General features: G+C 69.7%; 22 protein-coding genes. 16 read left to right on the top strand and 6 right to left on the bottom strand.

Features of this window, described 5'->3' with window-relative positions; translation table 11 throughout:
- Nucleotides 1–25: 25 nt before the first annotated feature.
- From ACFFGH_RS12800 to ACFFGH_RS12785, 4 genes are read left to right on the top strand one after another with little or no spacing between them, the layout of a single operon-like run.
- The gene (locus ACFFGH_RS12800; RefSeq protein WP_386668814.1) at nt 26–550 is read left to right on the top strand and encodes a DJ-1/PfpI family protein; all 525 of its coding nucleotides are present in this window, start codon (nt 26–28) and stop codon (nt 548–550) included.
- A 21-nt stretch (nt 551–571) separates the two neighbouring features.
- On the top strand, nt 572–2,017 hold the full coding sequence (locus tag ACFFGH_RS12795; protein WP_386668812.1) for an MFS transporter: 1,446 nt from the start codon (nt 572–574) through the stop codon (nt 2,015–2,017).
- A gap of 37 nt (nt 2,018–2,054) precedes the next feature.
- Entirely contained in the window at nt 2,055–2,606 is a 552-nt protein-coding gene (locus ACFFGH_RS12790) for a helix-turn-helix domain-containing protein (RefSeq protein ID WP_386668810.1), read from the top strand.
- Complete coding sequence (locus ACFFGH_RS12785) at nt 2,603–3,289, top strand: hypothetical protein (RefSeq protein ID WP_386668808.1); 687 nt, start codon at nt 2,603–2,605, stop codon at nt 3,287–3,289. The genes ACFFGH_RS12790 and ACFFGH_RS12785 overlap by 4 nt, the downstream gene beginning before the upstream one ends.
- A 50-nt stretch (nt 3,290–3,339) precedes the next feature.
- Here the strand turns inward: ACFFGH_RS12785 and ACFFGH_RS12780 are convergent, their stop codons facing one another.
- Together ACFFGH_RS12780 and ACFFGH_RS12775 are read right to left on the bottom strand one after the other, a co-directional pair.
- The gene (locus ACFFGH_RS12780; RefSeq protein WP_386668807.1) at nt 3,340–3,909 is read right to left on the bottom strand and encodes a hypothetical protein; all 570 of its coding nucleotides are present in this window, start codon (nt 3,907–3,909) and stop codon (nt 3,340–3,342) included.
- Between the two features lie 13 nt (nt 3,910–3,922).
- Nucleotides 3,923–5,071 carry a zinc-dependent alcohol dehydrogenase gene (locus tag ACFFGH_RS12775; protein ID WP_386668805.1) on the bottom strand — a complete coding sequence of 383 codons (1,149 nt, stop codon included), beginning with the start codon at nt 5,069–5,071 and terminating at the stop codon, nt 3,923–3,925.
- Nucleotides 5,072–5,250: 179 nt separating this feature from the next.
- Between ACFFGH_RS12775 and ACFFGH_RS12770 the strand changes: the two genes are divergently transcribed.
- Nucleotides 5,251–6,729 carry an NAD-dependent succinate-semialdehyde dehydrogenase gene (locus ACFFGH_RS12770; RefSeq protein WP_386668803.1) on the top strand — a complete coding sequence of 493 codons (1,479 nt, stop codon included), beginning with the start codon at nt 5,251–5,253 and terminating at the stop codon, nt 6,727–6,729.
- A gap of 21 nt (nt 6,730–6,750) precedes the next feature.
- Here the strand turns inward: ACFFGH_RS12770 and ACFFGH_RS12765 are convergent, their stop codons facing one another.
- Nucleotides 6,751–7,107 (bottom strand): hypothetical protein, encoded by a 357-nt coding sequence (locus ACFFGH_RS12765; protein ID WP_386668801.1) that lies wholly within the window; start codon nt 7,105–7,107, stop codon nt 6,751–6,753.
- A 55-nt stretch (nt 7,108–7,162) separates the two neighbouring features.
- Between ACFFGH_RS12765 and ACFFGH_RS12760 the strand changes: the two genes are divergently transcribed.
- From ACFFGH_RS12760 to ACFFGH_RS12725, 8 genes are all read left to right on the top strand, one after another.
- Nucleotides 7,163–8,044, top strand: a complete 882-nt coding sequence (locus tag ACFFGH_RS12760) for a carbon-nitrogen hydrolase family protein (RefSeq protein WP_386668799.1) — start codon at nt 7,163–7,165, stop codon at nt 8,042–8,044.
- Nucleotides 8,045–8,048: 4 nt separating this feature from the next.
- Nucleotides 8,049–8,600: a hypothetical protein gene (locus tag ACFFGH_RS12755; RefSeq protein ID WP_386668797.1), complete on the top strand. Its 552-nt coding sequence runs from the start codon at nt 8,049–8,051 to the stop codon at nt 8,598–8,600.
- Between the two features lie 153 nt (nt 8,601–8,753).
- The gene (locus tag ACFFGH_RS12750) at nt 8,754–9,347 is read left to right on the top strand and encodes a PKD domain-containing protein (protein WP_386668795.1); all 594 of its coding nucleotides are present in this window, start codon (nt 8,754–8,756) and stop codon (nt 9,345–9,347) included.
- Between the two features lie 257 nt (nt 9,348–9,604).
- Nucleotides 9,605–11,149 carry a S1C family serine protease gene (locus ACFFGH_RS12745; protein ID WP_386668793.1) on the top strand — a complete coding sequence of 515 codons (1,545 nt, stop codon included), beginning with the start codon at nt 9,605–9,607 and terminating at the stop codon, nt 11,147–11,149.
- Nucleotides 11,150–11,287: 138 nt separating this feature from the next.
- Entirely contained in the window at nt 11,288–12,304 is a 1,017-nt protein-coding gene (locus tag ACFFGH_RS12740; protein ID WP_386668791.1) for a glycosyltransferase family 2 protein, read from the top strand.
- Nucleotides 12,304–13,098 (top strand): CDP-alcohol phosphatidyltransferase family protein, encoded by a 795-nt coding sequence (locus tag ACFFGH_RS12735; protein ID WP_386668789.1) that lies wholly within the window; start codon nt 12,304–12,306, stop codon nt 13,096–13,098. The genes ACFFGH_RS12740 and ACFFGH_RS12735 overlap by 1 nt, the downstream gene beginning before the upstream one ends.
- Nucleotides 13,091–14,005 carry a glycosyltransferase family 2 protein gene (locus ACFFGH_RS12730; protein WP_386668787.1) on the top strand — a complete coding sequence of 305 codons (915 nt, stop codon included), beginning with the start codon at nt 13,091–13,093 and terminating at the stop codon, nt 14,003–14,005. The genes ACFFGH_RS12735 and ACFFGH_RS12730 overlap by 8 nt, the downstream gene beginning before the upstream one ends.
- Nucleotides 14,006–14,013: 8 nt before the next feature.
- Nucleotides 14,014–15,306 (top strand): CDP-glycerol glycerophosphotransferase family protein, encoded by a 1,293-nt coding sequence (locus ACFFGH_RS12725; protein WP_386668785.1) that lies wholly within the window; start codon nt 14,014–14,016, stop codon nt 15,304–15,306.
- Nucleotides 15,307–15,338: 32 nt separating this feature from the next.
- On the opposite strand, the gene ACFFGH_RS12720 is transcribed toward ACFFGH_RS12725, so the two are convergent.
- Both ACFFGH_RS12720 and ACFFGH_RS12715 read right to left on the bottom strand, forming a co-directional pair.
- Nucleotides 15,339–16,289, bottom strand: coding sequence for a hypothetical protein (locus ACFFGH_RS12720; protein ID WP_386668783.1), 951 nt, complete (start codon nt 16,287–16,289; stop codon nt 15,339–15,341).
- A gap of 116 nt (nt 16,290–16,405) precedes the next feature.
- Nucleotides 16,406–17,098, bottom strand: a complete 693-nt coding sequence (locus ACFFGH_RS12715) for a phosphocholine cytidylyltransferase family protein (RefSeq protein ID WP_386668781.1) — start codon at nt 17,096–17,098, stop codon at nt 16,406–16,408.
- Nucleotides 17,099–17,694: 596 nt separating this feature from the next.
- Here ACFFGH_RS12715 and ACFFGH_RS12710 point away from each other — a divergent pair.
- Together ACFFGH_RS12710 and ACFFGH_RS12705 are read left to right on the top strand one after the other, a co-directional pair.
- Nucleotides 17,695–18,771: an ABC transporter ATP-binding protein gene (locus ACFFGH_RS12710; protein WP_386668779.1), complete on the top strand. Its 1,077-nt coding sequence runs from the start codon at nt 17,695–17,697 to the stop codon at nt 18,769–18,771.
- An 88-nt stretch (nt 18,772–18,859) separates the two neighbouring features.
- Nucleotides 18,860–19,240, top strand: a complete 381-nt coding sequence (locus ACFFGH_RS12705) for a VOC family protein (RefSeq protein WP_386668777.1) — start codon at nt 18,860–18,862, stop codon at nt 19,238–19,240.
- A 33-nt stretch (nt 19,241–19,273) separates the two neighbouring features.
- On the opposite strand, the gene ACFFGH_RS12700 is transcribed toward ACFFGH_RS12705, so the two are convergent.
- The gene (locus ACFFGH_RS12700) at nt 19,274–22,396 is read right to left on the bottom strand and encodes a PKD domain-containing protein (protein WP_386668775.1); all 3,123 of its coding nucleotides are present in this window, start codon (nt 22,394–22,396) and stop codon (nt 19,274–19,276) included.
- A gap of 358 nt (nt 22,397–22,754) precedes the next feature.
- Here ACFFGH_RS12700 and ACFFGH_RS12695 point away from each other — a divergent pair, with 358 nt between their 5' ends.
- Entirely contained in the window at nt 22,755–24,341 is a 1,587-nt protein-coding gene (locus tag ACFFGH_RS12695) for a hypothetical protein (RefSeq protein ID WP_386668773.1), read from the top strand.
- The last annotated feature ends 3 nt before the right edge of the window (nt 24,342–24,344 follow it).

The raw sequence follows: 24,344 nt of genomic DNA, 5'->3' as shown, positions 1-24,344 counted from the left end.
TGGCCCCGCGACCGAGCATGGCTTCATGCAGATCGCAGTCATGCTCTTCGACGGATTCGCCGCACTGGACGTGGTGGGCCCGCACGACGCCCTCACCAGGGTGCCCGGCGTGCAGGTCACCTTCGCCGCCGAGCGGGTGGGCCCCGTCAGCAGCGACTCCGGGCGGCTCGCGCTCGTCGCCGACGCGGTCCTCGCCGAGATCCCGCATCCCGATGTGATCGTGGTGCCTGGCGGGGCAGGACGCCGGCGCCACATGTCCAACGGCTCGCTCCATCAGTGGCTCCGCGCTGCCGACGCGACCTCGCGCTGGACGCTCGGTGTCGGCGAGGGTGCGCTGCTGCTCGCGGCCGCCGGTCCGTTGCACGGCCGCCGCGCGGCGAGCCACGCGGGCTCCCGGAGCCTCGAGCTGGCCGGCCACGGCGCCACCCCCGTCGGGAACCCCTTCGTGTTCGACGGGAAGTACGCCACCGCGGCAGACGGCCACGCCGCGCTGCAGCTCGGCGCGGAGCTCGCTCGGAGAATCCGCGGGCCGATCGCCCGCGAGCACTAGAGAATTGGAAGGATGTCTGCCATGACCCACCCCTCGCGAGCGCGCACCCGGGTCGCCCTCGTCGTGCTCGTCGCCGCGCAGTTCGTGGTGATGCTCGACACCTCGATCGTGAACGTGGCGCTGCCGTCCATCCAGTCGGACCTCGGCATCGCCCACACCGGGATCGCCTGGGTCGTGAACACCTACTTCCTCGCGTTCGGCGGATTCCTCCTCGTGGCGGGCCGGCTCGCGGACGCCGTGGGGCGGCGCCGGATGCTGATGCTCGGCGCGGGTCTGTTCACCGCGGCCTCCCTCCTGGCCGGCTTCGCCTCCTCCGAGGCGATGCTGCTCGTCGCGCGGGTGCTGCAGGGCATCGGGGCGGCGTCCCTCAGCCCGGCAGCCCTGTCCATCTTGCTCGTGATGTTCCCGGGCCCCTCCCGCGCGAAGGCGATGAGCGCGTGGGGCGCCGCGTCCACCCTCGGCGGGGCGACCGGCGTGCTGGTCGGCGGCGTCGCGACCGGCCTGCTCGGCTGGCCGTCCGTGTTCTTCGTCACCGTGCCGCTGAGCGCCGCACTCGTGGTCGCCGCGCCGCTGCTCTTCCCGGCAGCGGAGGGGAACGGCGGCGCCCGATTCGACTTCGCCGGAGCGGCAGCCGTGACGGGCGCGGCCCTCGGCCTGATCTTCGCCGCGCTGTCCGTCCCGGCGTCCGGACTGGTGTCGCTGCCGGTCCTCGGCGGGCTCGGCTGGGCAGGTGCATCCCTCATTGCCTTCGTCCTCATCGAACGGCGGGCCGCGGACCCGATCCTGCCGCTGGCCCTGTTCCGCGCGCCCGCGGTGTCGGTCGGTGTCGCGGTCGGCGTCCTCGGGGGAGCGGCCCGCGCCTCCAGCTTCTTCCTCGTGGCGCTGTTCTTGCAGCAGGTGCTGCTGCTCGACCCGGAGCTCGCCGGCCTCGGCATGGTGCCCACCTCGCTGGCAGGCTTCGCCGTGTCGGTGCTGCTGCTGCCTCGGGTGCTTCGCGCCCTGGCGCCCGAGACGGTCGTGCTGATCGGCCTGCTGGTGCTGGCCGCCGGCCACCTGTGGCTCGCGCGCAGCCCGCTCGGCCCGAGCTACTTCGCCGACGTGCTCCCAGCGCTGCTGCTGATCGCGGCCGGGGTGGCCCTGAGCTTCACGCCGTCGACGATGGTGATCGCCTCCGGTGTCCCCGCGGAGCGGTCGGGGCTTGCCTCCGGGCTGTCCAACGCCAGCTCGCAGATCGGTGCCGCGATCGGCATCGCCATGCTCGGCGCGATCGTCGCTGCCGGTGCGGCAGGGAGTGCCGCCGGCCCCGCCGACCTGCTCGATGGGTTCCGCGGCGCGTTCGGCACCGCGGCGGGCCTCGCGCTCGTGGCCGCAGCGATCACTTCCTCGCTGGTCCTTCGGCGGCGCGGGCCGAAAGCTGTTCCAGCTGCGACGCCTTCCGCGGGGATGGAGCCGACTCCGAAGCGCTGATCGTCCGGAACGTTCCCAATTCTGATAATGTTGCGGAATGGGAAGAAAGAAGCCGGCTGAGGTGGTGCTGCATCCGCAGCGCCTCGCGATCCTCCGTGTGCTCGCGACGCGGCCGCGGACAACCAAGCAACTGGCGGATGCACTCCCGGACATCGCGCAGGCGACGCTGTACCGCCACATGTCGATGCTGCTGGAGAGCGGATTCGTCGAGGTGGTCGAAGAGCAGCAGGTGCGCGGAGCGGTCACACGCACGTACGCGCTCGCCGGGTCGGCGGTCCTGAGCGGCGCGGACCTCGCCGAGGCCACCAGGGACGATCACTTCCGGTACTTCGCCACCTTCGCCGCGGGCCTGCTGGGGGAGTACGGGGCCTACCTCGACGGCGCGGAGGTCGACCTCGAGCGAGACGGGGTCGGGTTCCGCGAACACGTCCTCCAGCTCACGGACCACGAGCTCCGCGACCTGCTCGCCGAGCTGCGGGCGTCGATCGCCGCCCGGGCTGCATACCCGCCGAGCGCCGATCGAAGCGCGCGGCTCCTCGCCACCATCACCATGCCGGTCGGCTCGGCCGCCGCAGAAGGGACACCATGACCACCATCGCGCCGGAGGACTTCGCGACGAAGACCCGCATCAACGCGTTCGCACTGCTGCCTGCGCCGATCCTCGTCGGGATCGTGATGGCGGTCGTGAGCGGGCCGTTCGAGCTGCTCCCGTTCGTGCTCGGCGCCGCGGGGTGGATGATCGCCCTGGTCCTCCGTCAGCCGGTCGCGCTCATCGCCATGCGTGCCGGCGGTCAGGAGCGCGCCGCGACGATCGTGGGCTGGTTCTCCGGGCCGGCGGAGGAGCTCGTGCGGTTCGGCCTCGTGATCCTGATCCTCGGAAACGTCCAGGGCGCGCTGTGGGCCGGTTTCGGCTGGGCGGCGATCGAGGTGGTGCTGATCGCCGTGAACGGCTTCGCGATCGCCGGCCTCATGACGAAGGACGACCCGAAGTCGCGTGAGGCGCGCGAGATCCTCGCAGCGCAGGGCATGATGACCGGGCACCACCCGCTGTGGGGCTTCCTCGAGCGGCTCAGCGCAATCGCGCTCCACATCGGGTTCACCCTGATGATCTTCGCCAACCCGTGGCTGGTGCTCATCACGCTGCCGCTGCACTCCGTCGTCAACATGGCGGCGGCCCGGTTCGCGAAGTCGCACGTCGCCCTCACCGAGCTCGGGCTGGCCGTCGTCGGCGCCGCGGTGCTTCTCGCCGGACTGCTGCTGAGCGGAGGCTGACGCGCAACATCAAACCACTCGCCAAGGGTGGTGCAGAAAGTTCCGCCGCGCTACTTCTTCGACGCCCCCAGCAGGTTCCGCGCCAGCAGGATCACCGTGGTGCCCACGACGACCCACGGTCCGGCGACCACGATCGGATCCAGCCACTGGTGCTTGGTGTCTGCCCGCTTGCCCGAGAACCGCGATGAAATCGGGTGGCGCTTCGGCTCGGCCAGGACACCGGTCTGTGTGATCGGGTTGTCCGGGCGGAGGGTCAGGAGCGACTGCGCGTGATGCTCCACCGCATCCACCCGATCGGCGAGGATCAGCAGCAGCCAGTGGGCTGCGCGGCCCTCGCTGAACTGACGGTACGCGTACTTGCGGATCGCCCCCGAGACGCCTCTGGGCGGGCTGGAGGTGCCGAACACCGGCGTCAGCATCGTGTGCTCGATCGAGCGCTCACGAGGCCACTTCTCCGGCTGGCGTTCCGGGAAGTCCCAGTGGGCGCCGCTGTCGAGAGACTGCTCGCGCGGGAACGCCGGCCGGTCCTTCGGGTCCAGGTCGGCGCCCCAGCCCGGAATCGTTGCGCGCAGCTCTTCCCTGGACTTCGCGAGCTTCGGCTTGTCTGCGGTGTATGGCATTGCTCGTCCTTCCTCAGGCCGCGCTCGGGATGAGGATCGGCTTGATGCAGCCGTCCAGCTTGGCGGAGAACATGTGGTACCCCTCGGCGATGTCCTCCAAGGGGATGCGGTGCGTGACGATGTCGTTAGGCTTGAGATAGCCGTTCCTGATGTGCTCGAACAGCCGCGGCCACTGCCGCTTCACCGGTGCCTGATTCATCCGCAGCGTGAGGCCCTTGTTCATCGCGTCGCCGAACTTCACCGCGCTGAACAGCGGCCCGTACGCACCCATGACCGACACGGTGCCGCCCTTCCGCACGGAGTCGATCGCCCAGTTCAGCGCGACGGGCGAGCCGCCCTGCAGCTTGAGCTTCGTGCCGGTCACCTGCTGGAGGAAGCTGCCGTCGGCCTCGGCGCCGACCGCGTCGATCACCGAGTCGGCGCCGAGCCCGTCGGTGATCCGCTTCGCGTGCACGATGATGTCGTCGTACTCCGCGAAGTTGTAGGTCTCGGCATGCGCGAACGTGCGCACCTTCTCCAGCCGGTACTCCAGATGGTCGATGACGATGACCCGCCCGGCGCCCATGAGCCACGCGGACTTCGCGGCGAACAGGCCCACCGGCCCTGCGCCGAAGACCATCACCGTGTCGCCCTCGACGATGTCGGCGAGCTGCGCCCCGAAGTAGCCGGTCGCGAGCGCGTCGGTGCACATCAGCGCGTCCTCGTCGTCCATCCAGTCCGGAATGATGCTCGGCCCGACGTCCGCGAAGGGCACCCGCACGAACTCAGCCTGCCCGCCGTCATACCCGCCGGAGGTGTGGGAGTAGCCGTAGATGCCGCCGACTGCCGTGGCATTCGGGTTCACGTTGTGGCAGTTGGAGTACAGGCCGCGGGCGCAGAAGTAGCAGGAGCCGCAGTAGACGTTGAACGGCACCATCACCTTGTCGCCGACCTTCAGGCTCTGCACCGAGGAGCCCACCTCGTGCACCACCCCGATGAACTCGTGGCCGAACGTCATACCGACCCGTGTGTCCGGCATCATCCCGTGGTAGAGGTGCAGATCCGAGCCGCAGATCGCCGCCCGGGTGACCCGCACGATGGCATCGTTCGGATGCTCGATCGGAGGGATGTCTTTCTCTTCCACGCGGATCTTGTACGGCCCGCGGTACACCATGGCTTTCATGAGGCCTCCCGAAGCCCCATCCTGCGCTTGTGGACGGACTCCGCTCCAGGGCAGGCCTGGTTACCCAGGAAGGTCGGAGGTGGCACTCTGCCGACGTCCGGGTGGCCTGCGGCTCACGATCCGGTCCAGACCAGCGATACTGGGAGCGATCAAGGCGATCAGCATCCCGGGAGCGGAACATGACAGAACGCAGCGCAGTTGAGCGGGACCTGCTCGAGCAGGTGCCGGACGGGCTGTTCCTCGGCGGTCGGTGGACCGCCGCCGGGGAGGGCGGGACCTTCGCGGTGTACGACCCGTCCAGCGGCGACGAGCTGAAGTCGATCGCCGATGCGGGGCCGGACGACGCCGTCGCCGCGCTGGACGCCGCCGTCGCGGCACAGGCGGACTGGGGCCGCACGCCACCACGGCAGCGTGGCGAGCTGCTGCGGCGGGCGTTCGACACCGTCACGGCGCGCGCGGAGGAGTTCGCGCTCCTCATGACGATGGAGATGGGCAAACCGCTCGCGGAATCGCGCGGCGAGGTGGCGTACGCAGCGGAGTTCCTGCGCTGGTTCAGCGAGGAGGCGGTCCGCATCGTCGGTCGCTACGGGGTCAACCCCGAGGGCACCGGCCGCACCATCGTCTCCCAGATGCCGGTCGGCCCGTCGTATCTCATCACCCCCTGGAACTTCCCCCTCGCGATGGCGACCCGCAAGATCGCGCCGGCGCTCGCCGCGGGCTGCACGGTCGTCGTGAAGCCCGCGAGCCTGACACCGCTCTCGACGCTGCTGTTCGTGAAGGTGCTGGAGGAGGTGGGGCTTCCCGCCGGTGTGGTCAACGTGCTCACCACGACCCGATCGTCGGCCGTGACGAAGCCGCTGCTCGGCGACTCCCGCCTGCGGAAGCTGAGCTTCACCGGATCCACCGCGGTCGGTCAGTCCCTGATGAAGCAGGCCGCCGACGGAATGCTCCGCACCTCGATGGAGCTCGGCGGGAATGCGCCCTTCCTCATCTTCGAGGACGCCGACCTCGACAAGGCGGTCGAGGGCGCGATGGCGGCGAAGTTCCGCAACATCGGCCAGGCCTGCACGGCGGCAAACCGGTTCCTGGTGCACGAGTCGGTGGCCGACGAGTTCGAGCGGAGGGTGACCGAGCGCACCGCGGCGATGCCGGTCGGCCGTGGCACCGAGGACGGCGTGAAGATCGGCCCGCTGATCGACGAGGACGCGGTCGAGAAGGCGGTGGAGCTTGTCACGGATGCCGTCGAGCGCGGGGCGCGGGTGCTGACCGGCGGCTCGGCGATCGATGGTCCCGGCACGTACTACCAGCCCACTGTGGTGACGGACGTGCGCCCCGGCAGCAAGATCCTCGAGGAGGAGATCTTCGGCCCGGTGCTGAGCATCACCAGGTTCAGCAGCGAGGACGAGGCGATCAGGCTGGCCAACTCGACCGAGTACGGGCTGGTCGGCTACGTCTACACCCGGGATCTGGCCAGGGGTCAGCGGCTGATGGAGCGGCTGGAGACCGGGATGATGGGCCTGAACGTCGGGGTCATCTCCAACGCATCGGCGCCCTTCGGTGGGATCAAGATGTCGGGCATCGGGCGTGAGGGCGGCTTCGAGGGCATCCACGAGTACCTGTCGCCCAAGTACACGATGACGCCCGACCCGTTCGCCTGACCGGCTGACTCGGCGGGCCGGTCACCAGAGCACGGCCACCACGATGTTCAGCAGGGCCAGCCCGCCGATCGTCGGGACGACCCACTGCGGTGTGCGGGTCGTCCGACGCCGGTAGAAGATCGCAAGCCCCGTCAGCAGCAGGAGCACCAGCAGCTTCACGCCGATGGTGATGCTGTTCACCTCGCCCAGATCCGCGCCCTGGATCACCGCGACCAGCGCCACCCCGGTCAGCAGTTGCAGGTAGCCCCCGTGCAGGATCGCCGGCAGGATGCGTGCGTCGCCGGTGCGGATGCTGCGCAGCTGCACCAGCACCCCGCCGAGCAGCGACGCGAGTCCGACGAAGTGCAGGATCATCAGGATGTTCCGAAGAATGTCCACGATCCGACGGTAACCCCCACGGGCAGGGATTTCACCGGGGAAATAAGCTGTTCGCATGATGACCGCTCCGCCGACATCCGTGCCCGTCGCGGTGGTGCAGTCGCGGCCAGGCGCAGATGTGGGTGCCAACTTCGAAGACATCAGGCAAGCGGCCGTCGCGGCACAGAGCGACGGTGCGCAGCTGGTGGTGTTCCCCGAGTACTCCCACTACTTCACCCCCAAGCTGGAGCCCTCCTGGCTGCAGGCGGCGGAGCCGCTCGACGGGCCCTTCGTCACCAGGATGGCGCACCTCGCCGCGGAACTCAGGGTCTTCCTCGTCGCCGGCGTGATCGAGGCGGTGGACGGCGGCGCTCGCTTCTCGAACACGCTCGTGGCGCTGGACCCGAGCGGTGCCCTCGTCGCCACCTATCGCAAGCTGCACCTCTACGACGCCTTCGGCGCCAGAGAGAGCGACTTCGCCGCCCACGGGCCGATCGAGCCGCCCCAGACCTTCGAGGTCGGCGGCATCCGGGTGGCCATGCAGACCTGCTACGACCTGCGATTCCCGGAGGTCACGCGACGTCTCGTCGACGCCGGCGCCGAGCTCGTCCTCGTGCCGAGCGAATGGGTGCCCGGACCGCTGAAGGTGGAGCATTGGCGCACGCTGCTCGCAGCACGGGCGATCGAGAACACGGTGTACATCGCCGCCGCCGACCAGGCCACCCCGAACGGCGTCGGCACCAGCATGGTGATCGACCCGGCCGGGGTGGTGATGGCGACGCTGGGTGACGACCCCGGCATCCTCGTCGCCGCCGTCGACCACGCGCGGATCGCTGAGGTGCGACACCAGAACCCCGCACTGCAGCTGCGCCGCTTCACCGTGGTCCCGCGAGAGCAGCAGCGGCCGGTCACGGCTGTGGAGAGCCGTGACGTCGAGGGCGCGACAGCCGTAAGTTGATCGCATGCGGTTGGTCGTCGGGCTGTTGGTCGCCGCGACCCTTGCCGCTCTCACGGGATGCAGCGGTGAACCGGAGCAGGAGGCACCCGCCTCGACACCATCGCCCACGGCGATCCCCGTTTTCGCGTCCGAAGAGGAGGCGCTCGCCGCGGCGGAGGATGCGTACCGGGAATACCTCGAAATGTCTGACGCGATCGCTCGAGATGGCGGCCGAGACCCTGAGCGCCTCGGATCGCTCGTGACGCGTGATGAGCTAGTACGGGCGGTAGCGGAGTTCGAGGCATTCGCCGAATCCGGTCGTCAGACTCGTGGCTCCTCAAGATTCAACACGTTCTCGCTACAGCAGTACGAAAGCCTCTCCAAGGTTGCGCAGGTCACGGTCTACGTCTGCCTCGACGTGTCGGACGTCCGTGTCGTCGACGAGAGCGGCAGAGACATAACGCCCGCCCGGGAGGCGAGGCAGCCGCTCAGCGTCATATTCGTTTCCGCAGACGAGGGGTCGCAGGAACTCGTATTGCAAAGGAGCGAGCAGTGGTCCTCGAACTTCTGCGAATAATGCTTGCACTGGCAGTATTGCCCGCCGTGAATCAGGCCGCGGCGCAGAGCGAATGTAGTGCACTATCTGCGGCAACCGGCGGCTGCGCTTCCGTTGACGCGGGGACGGACGGTCGCGAGGTGGACCTCGTCGGCGAGGTCACGGCCCCCGGTAGTGGACCTGCTCCCGACTCCGGGTCCGGGGGCCAACGGCGAGGCGGTCGGCCCACCTCTGGAGCCCGCGGAGCCAGTGGAGCCGCCACTGCGCTGGGACTGGACGGTCGAAGGTGCGCCGGAGGTCACGCTCACCGATCTCGCGAGCTTCGTGCCAACTGCGGGCGTCTCCGTCGGGGAGCCCGCGGGATGGGGCATCGTCGGGCTCGAGACGAACTTCTACGCCGAGACGGGGGTGCAGGAGCTCGAGGGCGAGCTGCTCGGCATTCCCGCGACGGTGCGCTTCACCCCGGTCGCCTGGCACTGGTCGTACGGCGATGGCACGCGCGCCGTCACGTCGACTGCGGGTGGACCGTGGGGAAGCGCTGACGAGTTCGAGCCGACCCCCACCAGTCACCGATATTCATCGACCGGCACCTATGCCGTGGGGCTCACCGTCGAGTTCGGTGCCGAGTACCGCTTCGGGCCGCTGCCATGGCGCACCGTCGACGGCACCGTGGTGGCCGACGCGCCGCCGCTCAGCGTGCGCATCGGAACCGCGGACACTCTGCTCGTCGAACGCGGGTGTGAAGCCGCCTCCGGTCCAGGCTGCTGACCGCACTCGGCCGCGATTACCGCGGGCCTGATCGACGGGATGCGCATGGACGTCGTACCCGTGGTGTTCGGGTCCGGAAAGCGCTACTTCGGGTCGGTCGACGCGCAGCACCTGTTGGAGGGACCTGATGTGGTGACCAGCAGTGCGACGCGGAGCCCTCGGGCTCCGCCGTTCGGCCGGTCTTAAGGCGCTCCAAGTGGCGACTTATAGAATGCACAGCTTGGCACTTGATAGTGACGCGGTCCGAAGGGAACAGAATGACCGACAACTCCGACTTCGCGTCGCGCCCGCAGCATCCTGATGCTGCCTCCACCCCGTCCACTCCGGAAGCTCCGGCCGCCTCCGCCACGACTCAGCCACCGGTTGCGCCGCAGTACGGCGTGCAACCGCCAGCGCAGCAGTCCCCGTTCACCCGGCCGCAGCACGAGGCACCCGCGTACGCGGCGACCGATGCGGCCGTGCCGAACGCCGCCGCCCCGAACGCGTATGGCGCCCCGGGGTATGCCACCGGGCCGCAGCCGACGGCCGCCTACCCCCCGAGCGCAGACGCGCAGCCGACCACCGAGTACGCACGGACCGGCGCGCCCGCAGAGCCGGAGCGCAAGCGGGGCGCCAAGACGGTTCCGCTCGTCGTCGGCGCACTCGTCGTCGGTGCGCTCGCGGGCGGCGCGTCGGGCGCCGGCATCGCCTCCCTGACGCTGAACAACGCCGGGACCACCGAGACCACCTCCTCGAGCCCGACCACCGTGACGGTGAACAAGCCGGCTGACGCGACGGTGATCACCGCGGCGGCAGCGACCGCCGCGCCCTCCACGGTCACCCTGTTCGTCACGGCCGAGATCGGCGCGGGCAGCGGCTCCGGCGTCGTCATCAGCGAAGACGGCTACATCGTCACCAACAGCCATGTCGTGACCCTCGGCGGCGCGGTCGCCGACCCGCAGATCCAGGTGCAGACTTACGACGGCCGCCTGCTCGACGCCAGCGTCGTCGGACGCGACCCCATCGCCGACATCGCCGTCATCAAGGTGGACGGTGCTGCCGGGCTGCAGCCCGCCGAGTGGGCCGACTCCGACGAGCTCAACGTCGGCGACACCACGGTGGTCGTCGGCGCGCCGCTCGGGCTCGCGAACAGCGTCAGCAGCGGCATCGTCAGCGCGCTCAACCGCAGCATCACGGTGTCGTCGTCCGAGGTGCCCGAGGAGGTCGTGCCGGAGAACGGCACCGAGGAGTCCCCGCCCCCGTTCGACTTCTGGAACTTCGACATCCCGGGCCAGGAACAGGAGCCGTCGAGCGCGAGCCAGCGGGTGTCGCTCGCGGTCATCCAGACCGACGCCGCCATCAACCAGGGCAACTCCGGCGGCGCGCTCGTCAACGAATCCGGTCAGGTCATCGGCATCAATGTCGCGATCGCCAGCACCGGCGGGGAAGAGGGCGGCAACATCGGCCTCGGCTTCGCCATCCCCTCGAAACTCGCACAGCGAGTGGCGCAGGAGCTCATCGAAGACGGCAAGGCGAGCCACGGCCTGCTCGGCGCGAGCGTCACCGACGCGACCGGCGACACGACCGTGGACGCCGACGTGGTCGGCGCCGTGATCCAGCAGGTGAGCGACGGCGGTGCGGCCGCTGCGGCGGGCCTGCGTGTCGGCGACGTCGTGACCGGTGTGAACGGCGTGCCGATCACCTCCAGCACCGACCTCACCGCGCAGATCCGCGCCCTCGCGGGTGGCTCCGATGCGGAGATCGCCTACGTGCGCGGAGGAGCCGCGCAGCTCGTCAAGGTGACCCTGGGCGAGCTGGACTGACCCTGGGCCGCCATACCGGCCGGAGCGGCGCGGGGTCTGCCCCCGCGCCGCTCCGCTGTCCCGGATGACCCCTGCTGGTAGGCTCGGCCGCGGCCGACAATGCAACCACGGGCCCGGATCGAACCCGAATTGGACCACATGGCAGACCCCCTTCCCGGCGTCTCCTACGTCATGCCCGTGCTCAACGAGGTCGAGCACATCGAGGACGCGGTGCTCAGCCTCACAGCGCAGCACTACGAGGGACCGACCGAGGTGGTGCTGGCCCTCGGACCAAGCGCCGACGGGACGAACGACGTGGTCGGCAGGCTGTCGGCGCAGGATCCGCGCATCCGCAGCATCCCCAATCCGCTCGGATCGACTCCGGGCGGCTTGAACGCCGCCATCCGCGCATCCATCCACCCGGTCGTCATCCGGGTCGACGCCCATTCGGTGCTTCCGGCGGATTACACCCGGATCGCGGTCGACACCCTCCTGCGCACCGGTGCGGACAACGTCGGCGGCATCATGAAGGCCGTCGGAGTCACCCCGTTCGAGAAGGCGGTCGCCACCGCCTACGGCTCACGAACCGGGCTGGGCGGCACGCCGCACCACGTCGGCGGGGCGGAAGGGCCCGCAGAGACCGTCTACCTGGGCGTCTTCCGGCGCGACCGCCTGTTCGCGGTTGGCCTCTTCGACGAGGAGATCAAGCGGGGCCAGGACTGGGAGCTGAACCGGCGGCTGCGCACCACCGGCGGCACGGTCTGGTTCACGCCGGAGCTGCAGGTGGAATACCGCCCGAGGTCCAGCCTCCGGCGGCTCGCCCGACAATTCGTCGCGACCGGTATGTGGCGCGGTGAGCTGGCGCGTCGCTTCACCGCCTCGAACTCGATCCGCTACTTCATCCCGCCACTCGCGGTGCTCGGGGTGATCGGCGGGCTCGTCGCCGGAGCAGTCGGACTCGCGACCGGCAACGGCCTGCTGACGGCGGCGCTGATCATCCCTGGCGTGTACGCCGCATTCGTCGTGTTCGCCGCGATCGAGACGGCGCGCAACGGGCTCCGCGCATTCCTCTGGTACCTCGTCGTGCTGCCGACCATCCACATCGGCTGGGGCACCGGCTTCCTGCTGGGGTTCCTGAAGCTCACCCGCAACATCACCGCGCGGACGGGACGCTGATGACCGAGCACCCGGTCAGCATCGACGAGCTGCGCAGGCGCACCCAGCCTCCCGAGGTGCGGCTGCGGGCCAACGCCGAGCACTGGACGGCGTCGCTCTACCTTCGGAACATCTCGCCGTATCTCACCTGGCTGCTGGTCCGCACGAGCATCAGTGCCAATGGCGTCACCGGGCTGATGATCCTGGTCGGCTGGTCCACCGCCGCCGCGATCCTCGTGCCCGGGATGGCCGGTGCCCTGCTCGCCGTGGTGCTCGGCCAGCTGCAGATGCTCGTCGATTGCTGCGACGGCGAGGTGGCGCGATGGCGCGGCACCTCGTCGCCGGCGGGCGTGTTCCTCGACAAGGTCGGCCACTACACGACCGAGGCGTTGATCCCCATCGCGCTCGGCCTCCGGGCCGCCGGGTGGCCGCTGGAGTGGCCCGACGACTTCGCGTGGACCACCGCCGGGTTCTCACTCGCGCTCATCATCGTGCTGAACAAGGCGCTCAACGACATGGTGCACGTGGCGCGCGCCAACGCCGGGCTTCCCAAGCTCGCCGACCGGCGGGGAGAGGCGGAGCCCAGCCGGCGCCTGATCGCACGGCTCCGCAGAGCGGCACGGTTCGTGCCGTTCCACCGGCTGTACCACTCCGTCGAGCTCACCCTGCTCGTGCTGGCCGCGGCAGTGGTCGGCCTGTTCCTCGAGCCGCTGGTGGCGGAGCGTGTGCTGCTGCTCGTGCTGCTGCCGCTCTCCGCCCTCGCCCTGGCGGGACACTTCGTGGCGATCCTCGCCTCCAAGCGGGTCCGTGGCTGACACCCGACCCGAACGCGGCGCGTCCGGGCCTGCCGGGTCGCTGCCGACCGTCGGCGTGGTGTCGCTGACCCAGGGCACCCGGCCGGATGACCTCGCGGCGGGACTGGAGAGCGTGCTTGCGCAACGCGATGTGGTGGTCGACCTGGTGGTGGTCGGCAACGGGTGGAAACCGATCGGGCTGCCACCGGAGGCGCGCGGCGTGCACCTCCCAGAGAACCTCGGGATCACCGCGGGCCGGAACGCCGGGGCGCACGCGGTGGCGGGGGAGTACGTCTTCTTCCTGGATGACGACGCCCGTCTGCCGTCGCCGACGTTCCTGCGTGACGCCATCGCGCTCCTGCAGAGAGATCCCGGCATCGGGCTGATGCAGCCCCGGGTCGTCGATCCGGACGGGCGGGCGAATCCTCGCCGCTGGGTGCCGCGGATCCGGAAAGGGTCCGCAACGCAGTCGTCGAACGTGTTCTCCGTTTGGGAGGGTGCGACACTGCTGCCGCGGCCCGTCTTCGACGCGGTCGGCGGCTGGGGGGAGCCGTACTTCTACGCCCACGAAGGCATCGAGCTGGCCTGGCGGGTGTGGGACCAGGGGCTTCGCAGCTGGTACGCCGGGAACCTCGTCGCGCACCACCCCGCCAACGAGCCCACCCGCCACGCGTTCTTCTACCGGCTGAACGCACGCAACCGGGTGTGGCTGGCGAAGCGCAACCTGCCGTGGGTGCTGGCGCCCCTGTATGTGCTGAGCTGGACGGGGGTGCAGCTCCTGCGGGCGGGGCTGAGGAACCCCGGAACGCTGAAGCCGTGGTTCCGCGGCTGGTGGGAGGGCATCCGCACCTCGCCGGGCGGGCGGCGAAGCATCAAGTGGGTAACGGTCTGGCGGATGACCCGTTCCGGGCGGCCGCCGCTGATTTAATCAACCAAGTGCCGCTCTTCAACGACGTCCGTACCGCCTCCCGACTCGTGCTGAACCTCCTCGAGTCCCGGCGTGACCGGCGAACCCTCGCCGCCCGTCAGCCGGGGATCGAGCGGCCGGCGCCGGGCACCATCCAGGTCGCCGTCTACTTCGCTGACGGGCCGGTGAACCTCTACCAGGTGCGGCAGTGGCTCGCTCCGCTGGCTGAGCTGTCGAAGGTCGCCCCGGTCGCGGTCATCTCCCGCTCGCCCGGATCGGCCCTCGCGCTGTGGGACGAGTCCCCGGTGCCGGTGCTGTATCTGCGGCAGGTCGTCGACCTCGAGGAGTTCGTGGCGGAGCAGGACCTGCGGATCGTCTTCTACGTCAACCAGAATTCCCGCAACTTCCAGATGTTCCGCTATGGCCGCATGTGGCACGTGTTCATCAACCACGGCGAGAGCGACAAGATGTACATGACCACCAACCAGTTCAAGGCGTACGACTACGCCCTGGTGGCGGGTCAAGCGGCGCTCGACCGGCTCCGCCGGGCGCTGTGGGACTACGACTTCGACAAGCGGGCGATCCAGATCGGGCGTCCGCAGGCCGACCATTTCGCCGGCGCGCTGCCGTACCAGCCGGACGACCGTGTGACGGTGCTGTACGCCCCGACGTGGGAGGGCGACCGCCCCGCGGCGGCATACGGGTCCGTCCGCTCCCATGGCGTCGCGCTCGTGAAAGCGCTGCTGGCGACCGGGCGCCATCGGGTGATCTACCGGCCGCACCCGCGCAGCGGCGTGCTGGATCGCGAGTACAAGGCCGCGAACCAGCAGATCATCGCGATGATCCGTGAGGCGAACGCCCGTGACTCGAAGGCACAGCACATCTACGACGACGGGCCGGAGCTCGGCTGGCAGCTCGCGGCCGCCGATATCGCGGTGACGGACATCTCAGCGATGATCTACGACCGGCTCGCGACAGGAAAGCCGGTCGTTGTCACGCGGCCGGACTCGCCCCTCGCCGAGATCGACGAGGGCGGCTACCTCGGCGACGCCGAATGGCTGGACGGCCCCGACGCCGGAGCCGCGGTGCCGATCCTCGAGCGGGTGCTGACCAGCGACGAGTCGCAGGAGCGGCTGAAGCATTGGGCACGCCATCACTTCGGCGACACCAGCCGCGGTTCGGCGACGGAGCGCTTCCACACCGCCGTGCGCCACCTCCTTGCGGAGTGGGTCCGGCATGCGGCCCTCCACGCGGGCGACCCGAAGCCGACCGGCAGTCTGCAGGTCGACGACGCCGACGACGGACTGCCGGGCAGCGACTGACCCGCCCGACGGTCAGCGCTGCAGCCGTGTGATCACTGCGACGGCGGAGTCGCCGTGGCCGTCTCCTCGTCCAGCGACGGGGCGACGAAGCCCTCGGTCTGGTGCAGCGCCGGGTCCGTCTCGTCGCGGCGATCCCGGCCGGTGATCCTGCCCCGCACGAGCCCCCGGCGCGGCTTGACGAATCCGCTCAGCTCGGCCTGAGCTCCGTCACGGGCGCCGCTCCGGCGTCGAAGCATGCCTCGCCGCGGGCTGGCCGCTCCCGCCGTCTCGTCCGCCCGGTACACCGGCTCCAGTCCCGGCGGGAACACGTCCGGAGCCTGCCCGAAGGCGGTGCGCGCGTTCTCGATGACCTTGCGCCCGAGCGCGTTGTTCGCTGCGCCCCCGATGACGGCCCCGACGCCGAACGGGATGACACGGCCGAGCACCCGACCGCCTTGCGCGCGGGCGAACCGTCGAATGAAGGTCTGCTTGATCCGGTCAGCGATCGATCCCATCGCGGTGGACGGAAGCGTCTTGGTGATCAGCTCGCCCCAGTTGGCGTTCTTCGCGGGCGCCTCGCCCGTCACCTGCGCCGCCAGCTGGCGGACGAGGTCTGAGCCGCCCGATCCGAGGATCATCGTCATCACGAGCGCGCGGGCGCGATCGGGGTCTTCGACCGCGATGCCATGCACCTCGGTGACCGCCTGGGCGAACAGGCCGCTGACCTCGAGGAATCCCGCCGTCTCCACCGCTGACAGCCCGAGCGACGCGGTGATGCCGACGGCCGGAATGGCAGAGCTCGCACCGACCGCTGCACCGCCGGTAGTCACCGCGGTGAGGTAGTTCTTCTCCAGGATCCGGATGACCTCGGCAGGACTCGCAGACGGGTACCGGCGGCGGATCTTCCGCACATGGGCGAGCACGAGCGGTCGCTGCACGCCGAGCGCTCCGTCGATGAGACGGTAGAAGCGGGGGTCGTCGGGGGAGATGCGCTGGTCGCTCATCCGCTCAGTCTTGCACCGCCGACCTGGGATTCCTTCAGGGTCGCTGAACGCTCGCTGGGCGCGCCGAAGCATCGGCCCGGCGATGGCCGAAGCGGCCGAACGGCGTGCCGGCAGCGTCAGACGAAGAGGTTCGCCCGCTCCAGGTCCTCGGCGAAGTCGACCTCCACGGCGTACAGGTCGGAGATGTCGACCGGCTCGAACCGGAGGCCGTTCTGCTCGATCGCGAGCTCGATGCCGCGCTCGAAGTAGTCCTGGTCGTCGACGCGCTGCAGCTGACGCACCAGCGCAGCCTTGTCGCGACGGGCGACGTAGTTGATGCCGACCGCCTCGCCGAGACCGTTCTCGACGGTCTTCGACAGCTCCTGGATGTAGCCCTCCGGACCGGTCGTGTACTTGACCTCCTCGTCGGACACCTTCGCGGTGTTGACGGAGACGAAGGACTGGTCCCGGGCGACGAGCTTCGAGGCGCGCACCAGCGCCATCGGGTCGAACACGACGTCGCCGTTCATCCACAGCACCCCGCCGGCCGACGACGCCTGCAAGGCGCGAAGGAGGCTCTTCGAGGTGTTGGTCTGGTCGTACTGCTCGTTGTAGACATACGACGCCTCCGGGAAGGCCTCGATGATGTGCTCCAGCTTGTAGCCGACGACGATGGTCACCTTGGCACTGTCACCGAACGCTGCGCGGACGTTGTCGAACTGCTGCCGCATGATCGTGCGACCGTCGCTCAGCTCGGTCAGCGGCTTCGGCAGCGAACGGCCGAGCCTGCTGCCCATTCCGGCAGCCAGGATCACGATTTGCGTGCTCACGTCCATCTCCTCGTTCGTACTCCAGCATCGGCTGGGTTGGCGTCTCGAGGCACCGCGGACGGGGTGTTCAACTCGAGTTCAATTCGTGGGCACTCCGGCGTGCTTCTTAATATGGTAATGGACGTTTCCGATACGTCCCAGGGGGTTGTGCTCTACGTTGCGGTTTCGTAATGCTTCCGAGGTGTGTTCCGGGCATCGCCGCAAGCCGTTGATAGCGTAGAGGCGTGAACCCGGACCCCGAAGCCACGGACGCCGCCCGCGCGGCTCCCGGTACGGAGTCCAGGGCGGCAGCATCCACCGGTCCCACGGCGCTTCCGGGCGGACGCGAGGAGCAGGTCCCGCGTCGGCCGTCCTCGGCGCGGCGCAAGCCCGTGCCGCCCGTGCACGGAGGCGGCGCCGGCCCCGCGCAGTCCTCGCCCGAGCCCGCGATGCCGGCCGACTCGCCGGACGGCGGGTCAGAGCGCGCCGAATCGCAGCTCGCCGCCGAACAGCGGCCCAGCGGCAAGGCCCGAGCCGGCAGGGGGACGCACCCGACAGCGGGATCCACGGCTGGACCTCGGCCGGCCAAACGGCCCGCCGCGTCGGCGCGGTCGGATGTGACCCCGTCCGCGGTCCGGGAGCCCAAGAAACCGGCCGCGCGTGGACCCGCCGCCCGACGCGACCCGATCGTCGAAGAACCGCCGACGGCGGCCGACCCGGCTTCCCAGGCGGGCGGCGACGGGGCGACGGCCGTGCCCGAGCGGGACGTCCGAGCGGCCGCCGCCCCATCCGCCGAAGCGACCGAGGTCGGTGCGCAGCCCGCGGCCGCGGAGGCGCCCACCCGGAAGGCGCCGCCGCGCGCCCCGAGGACGAAGAAGCGAAAAGGCCCCGAGCCGGGTGCCGTCCGGCCGCTCGAACACCCCCGTCAGCGCGTGGAGATCGTGCTGGCGCTCAACGACCTGTTCAAGCGATTCGGATCCACCACCGCCGTCGCCGGGATCAGCCTGCAGGTCCGCGCCGGATCCTTCTTCGGCCTCGTCGGTCCGAACGGTGCCGGAAAGACGACCACGCTGTCGATGGTCACGGGCCTTCTCCGGCCCGACTCGGGATCCGTCATCGTGCACGGAGCCGACGTGTGGTCGAACCCCGTCGTCGCGAAGCGGAACATGGGCGTGCTGCCCGACAGCCTGCGGCTCTTCGACCGGCTGACCGGCGCGCAGCTGCTGTACTACGCGGGCGTACTGCGGGGGCTCGACGCGCCCACCGTGCAATCGCGCACGCTTGACCTCGCGGAGGCGTTCGGTCTCACCCACGCACTCGATCGCCTGGTCACCGACTACTCGGCCGGCATGACGAAGAAGATCGCGCTCGCCGCGGCGATGATCCACTCACCGCGCCTCTTGGTGCTCGACGAGCCCTTCGAGTCGGTGGACCCGGTGTCTGCGGCGAACGTCACCGAGATCCTGCAGCGCTACGTCGCGGCGGGCGGCACCGTGGTGCTCTCCAGCCACAGCATGGACCTGATCCAGCGCATCTGCGACGACGTCGCCATCGTGGTGAACGGCCAGATCCTTGCCACCGGTTCGGTCGACCAGGTTCGCGGCGAAGGCTCCCTCGAGGAGCGCTTCGTGGAGCTCGCGGGCGGTCGCCGCGCGGCCGAGGGCATGGAGTGGCTGCACAGCTTCAGCGACTGAGCGCCGTTCGAGTTCTGCTGTCCTCCGGTGCTGGAGGTTTCCTGCGATCGTGTTCCAGCGGGACGCGGCCGCATGGAACCATGACGCGATGAAGATCAAACGACAGGTCGTCGTGTTCGACACGGCCGACCTCGACAGCGAGAGCAAGTTCTGGGCCGATCTCATGGGCGGCACGATCGAGAAGGACGATGACTGGCACACCGTCTCCGTTGACGGCGAGCCGCGGCTCGGCTTCCAGCTCGCGCCGAACCACGTTCAGCCCGACTGGCCCGACGGTGAGCCGCAGCAGGTCCACCTCGACCTGTACGTCGACGACATCCACGAGGCGCACGAGCACGCGCTGTCGGTGGGTGCTCGGCTGCTGAAGCCCGCGGAGGACTTCAGCACGCCGGACGGATTCCAGGTCTACGCCGACCCGTCCGGGCATCCCTTCTGCCTCTGCTGGCTCACGCCTCAGGCCGGTGAGTGAGTGGGCCGGGTGGGCACCACCCGGCCCACTGCCTCAGCCGGTGATCTCCAGAGTCCTCGGCTCGCCGACGTTGCCGGTCTCGTCGACCGAGTAGACCTGCAGTTGATACTTCTTCCCCGGCCGCATCGGCGGCAGGGGAGCTGACCGCCCGGTGCCCGTGTAGACGGCATAGCCGGCGGTCGCTGAGTTCACCGGCGCGTTTCCCGGCACGAGCCGCACGACGGAGTGAGCGAGGTCGGCCGCGGTGGACGGTGTCCAGGAGACCGTGCGTGATGTGCCGGATCCGGTCACCGTGACGCCGGTCGCCTGCGCGGGCGCTTGAACGTCGTCCCGCACCCGGAACTCGATGCGGCCGGTGCTCGGTTTGCCCGCGCCGAACTGGCAGTACACGGTGAAGGTGATGTCGGCGTAGACGGGAGCGCCATCGATCCCCAGCTCGTAGGCGCGGACGGTGTAGCTGCTGCCCGGCAACGCCGCGCAGCTCCGGCCCTCGACGCTGAGCAATATCGCATGGCGTGCGGGGTCGGTGACCGGTCTTTCGACGATCGCATGCGTGCCGACCTTCGGCTCACCGTCGCCTGGCACGTCGAAGGCGACCGAGATCCTGCGGTCCCCATCGAACGAGTTGGCGTGGAAGTAGCGGTACGCGCCCAGGCTCGGAAAGACGAAGTTCGAGTCGTCGCCGTGCCGGAGCGACTGCGGGTGGTGGAGGTCGTCGCTCTGGATCGTGATGCTGGACGCACCGGATCGGGTGATCGCGTTGAGTGCCACCCTCTCGACGGTCCCGTCGATGGGCACGGTCAGCGTCGCGTTCCGGGCACCCGCTCCGTCTGGCTGATATCCGACCCGCAATGTGCATGTCGCACCGGGCGCGAGCGTGCGTCCGCTGCACGCATCAGCGGCAATGGAGTAGTCGCCGGCCGTTCCGGCGCTGACCGACGCCTGACCGATCGCGATGTTCCTCGCCGAGATGTTCCGGACCCATTGAGTGGCATACGTCGGCTCCTGCACGCCGGCCGGCGTATGCGGCCAGCTGATCTGCCGCGCCGCCAACGCGTACGTGGGGTTGTCCGGCTGGCCGAGGCGGAACTGGCCCCAGATTTGGGTGGCGGGAGTCGTGTCGGAAGCGCCGAAGACGATGTCGAACGCCGTGATGTTTCCCCAGGCATCGGCTTGGATGTCCAGGATGTCGAGGTCGCCGAGGAAGCTGTAGCTCTGGGTGCCGACGGAGATCTGCACGGCGGGCTGGAGGTCGGTTCGGTTCGAGCTGACCCGGCGGTAATGACCTTCGGTGAGCGGCGCGTCGTAGGCCGGACTGATGCGGACGGAGTAGGCCCCCGTCGTCGCGGTCGGGGCCGCTCGAACCTCGATGCCGCTCGTCAGCGTGGGCCTGGTCGGATACGTCAGCTCGTCGCCCGTTGAGAAGAGGGCGCTCTGTCCGGAGAGCAGGATCGTGTTGAGTGTCAGCGTGCCGCCGCCTGTCACGCCGGGAGGGGGCGGCGGGATGTCCGACGTGGAGCGGGCGGAGAAGTCGTCGAATCTGACCACCTGCGTCGAGGGAGTCGCGCTTCCGGAGAGGTATGTGGAGAGGCCAACTCCTCCCGGGTCCTGAATCACGACGGCGTCTGAGGCGGTGACCTGCCAGTCCGCGGGCTCGGCCGTTCCCGACTCCCATACCTTGGCCTGGACGGTTGACGGGGACAGACCGGTGACCCGGACCTTGAACTGAAGCTCGTCGCCCGATGCGAAGCTCACACTCGTCAACCGGAACGAGCGGAGCACCGTATCGACATCCCGATGCAGCTGAAGCAGGGGCGCCCCGCTCGCGCCGACCACGACACGCGCACCGTACGCGGGCGTGCCGCCACGGCTTCTGCCGATCACCCCGACGTAGACGGAACCGCTGGTCGGCCGCACGAATGACGCCGCGGCCCGCACCTCGGTGTCGGCCCAGCGCACACCGTTGAGCGTCGCCGTCCGGCGGCTGTAGGGCGCCAGGCTGATGCGCGCCTCGCCTCCGCTCACCGAGAGACCGGAGGAATTGTTGGCCGTCCAGCTGCCGCCGGTCTCCGCGGTTCCGAGCCCGCCGCTCGCGGTCCGCTCGAACGAATCGGCGGCGAGCAGCGCGCCGACCGCGGACGGGTCCGGGCTCTCGTCCACGATCCGGACCTCCCGGCTCCACCCGCCGCTCCCATCCGCGTCGTCGTGCACGGTCAAGGAGATCAGGTAGCGGCCCGGCGCCGCGTAGGTGTGCGTCACGTTCTGCCCTGAGGCGGTGGTGCCGTCCCCGAGATTCCAGCGATACTCCGTGATCTCCCCGTCCGGGTCGGAAGCGCTCCCTCGGAGCGAAACGGTGCGGTTCTCCTGCGTCATCGTGAACGAGGCGGTGGGGAACTGGTTCGCCGGAGGCGGAGGCGGCGGCGGGGGAGCCGCCGTGGAGACCGCCGAGAAGTCGTCGTAGCTGACCACGATCGACGACGGGTTCGCGGCGCCGCCGAGGTAGCTGTAGAGGCCGACCGTGCCGGGCTGTTGCAGTGTGGTCGTCGAGTCGGTGGCCGTTGCCTGCCACTCCGCCGGCTCCGTCGTGCCGGTCTCCCACACCTTCACTCGAAGGCTCGTCGGGTTGGTGCCGACCACCTGGAGCCGGAACTGGAGCTGATCTCCGGAGGAGAAGTTCAATCCGCTGAGGCGGGCGGAGCCGAGGATGACGCCGGTGTTCCGCTGCAGCTGCAGCAGCGGCGCGCCGGTCGCGCCGACGACGACGCGTGCGCCATAGGTCGCGGTGCCGATCCGTCGGCCGACGACACCGACGTAGACGGAGCTGCTGGTGGGGCGCGCGAACGCGACGGCGGTGCGCAGCTCAGTCTCGGTGGATGACACGTCCGACAGGTGCGCCAGGCGGTTCGTCGAGCGCGCCGTCGTCACTCGCGCGGTGGAGCCGTTCACCGCGTAGGCGGATGCCGCGCTGGTCGACCATGTGCCACCTGTCTCAGCGGTGCCGAGGCCCCCGGTGACGGTGCGGGAGAACGAGTCCGCTGCCAGCACCGGTGCCGCAGCGCCCGCCGGAGCCGGTGGGACACCGGTCAGCAGCGTGGCGGTCATCACGGCCGCCACGGCGGCAGGAAGCAGCCTCAGGGATTTGAGCGGGTTGCGCATCGTCGGGAACCGCAGCTTTCGCTATGGCTGCATCGCGCTCGACGGTCTTCGATCGGGTGGCGAAGACCTGCCGGGTAAGCAGAGCGCCCGGTCCCTTCGGGTTGCAGCGGGTAAGTCAGCAAGGACCGGACCGCCAGGGTAGCGGGCACGGCGAACCGAGCACAACCCGCTGAGGTTGAGGAGTCCTCGGTGCGACGCGACCCTTGTGACGACATGGCCCGCTGTCGGCTCGCTCGGCTGATCGGCGGACGTCCCGCCCACGCGACGCGCGCCCTGGCGAATGTCTCCTAGGGTGGGAAGACGCCGCCCCGGGGAGGGAACGGCTGATCAGCGCCGAAGAAGAAATGACCGCAGCGAGATGAACGCAGTCCTGAACGACGTCAAGCCGTTCGTCACCCTGCGTCTCCGGCTGTTCTTGAACGCCTTCCGGCGCAGTCCCTGGCAGCTGATCGGCATCTTCAGCGCTGCGATCTACGGTCTCGTCCTCGCCGGCTTCGTGCTGGCCGGACTCTTCGCGCTGCGCGTCGCACCGGCGGACGTGGCGGGTCCCGTCGTCATCGTGCTCGGATCCGCGATCACGCTCGGCTTCCTGCTCGTGCCGCTGATCTTCGGCGTCGATGACGCCATGGATCCGCGGAAGTTCTCGCTGTTCGGGATCGACTCCCCGCGGCTGACGCTCGGGCTCTCGCTCGCGGCGTTGATCAGCGTGCCCTCCGTCGTGGTGATCCTGATCGCGCTCGCCCAGGTGATCACCTGGACGCGCGACGTGCTGTCCTTCCTGCTCGCGGTGATCTCCGTGGCGGCGATCGTCGTCACCTGCGTGCTCGGCGCCAGGGTGACGACCTCGCTCGGAGCGCTCCTGCTCTCCAGCCGCCGCGCCAGGGACGCCACCGGGCTGATCGGCCTCGTCGGGATCGTGCTGGCTTCACCGGCGTTCGTGCTGGCAGCGAACGTCGACTGGGCCGATGACGGGCTCGAGGTGCTGACCGGACTCGCCGACCTGCTCGGCATAACCCCGCTGGGCGCCGCGTGGGCGGCTCCCGCCGCCGCGGCGAACGGCGACATCGGCGGAGCGCTGCTCCGGATGCTCATCGCGCTCGGGTTCGCCGGCCTGCTGTGGCTCGCGTGGCAGCGGCTCGTCGCGGCGATGGTGGTCACACGGCACCGCCAGTCCGACCCGAAGGAGTACATCGGCCTCGGCTGGTTCCGTTGGTTCCCTGCCCGCCCGGCCGGCGCGATCGCCGCTCGCACCCTCACCTACTGGGGCCGCGACTCACGGTACATGGTGTCGCTCGCGGTCGTGCCGATCATCCCGATTGCGATGTTCGTGCCCCTGCTCATCGCCGGGGTTCCGCTCAGCTGGCTGTGGCTGCTGCCGATGCCGGTGATGGCGCTGTTCCTCGGCTGGTCGCTGCACAACGACGTCGCGTTGGACCACACCGCGATCTGGCTGCACCTCGCCACCCACACGAGCGGGCGCGCCGACCGGTGGGGGAGGGCGGTTCCGGTGCTGATCGTCGGCGTGCCGATCCTCGTGCTCGGCTCGCTCGCGTGCGCGTTCCTGCACGGCGACTGGGACGTCGCGCCGACCCTGATCGGCGTCTCGCTCTGCATCCTGTTCGCCGGGGTGGGGCTGTCGAGCATCACGTCGGCCGCGTTCCCGTATGCGGTGGTGCGGCCGGGCGACAGCCCGTTCCAGCAGCCGCAGTCGGGCACGGCATCGGCGCTCGTGCAGTCGTTCTCCTTCGTCGCCATCCTGCTGCTCGCCGCGCCGGCCCTGCTGCTCGGCGTGCTGTCGTTCCTCGAGGACGCCGCGCTGAACTGGGCGACCTTCTGGGTCGGGCTCGCGATCGGTGTCTCGGTGCTCGTGTTCGGCATCGCGGGTGGCGGTCGCATCTTCACCGCACGCGCTCCGGAACTGCTCGCCTTCAGCTCCCGAAACTAGACT

The organism is Lysobacter korlensis (assembly GCF_042434515.1).
This window is presented reverse-complemented; position numbering and strand designations above follow the sequence as displayed.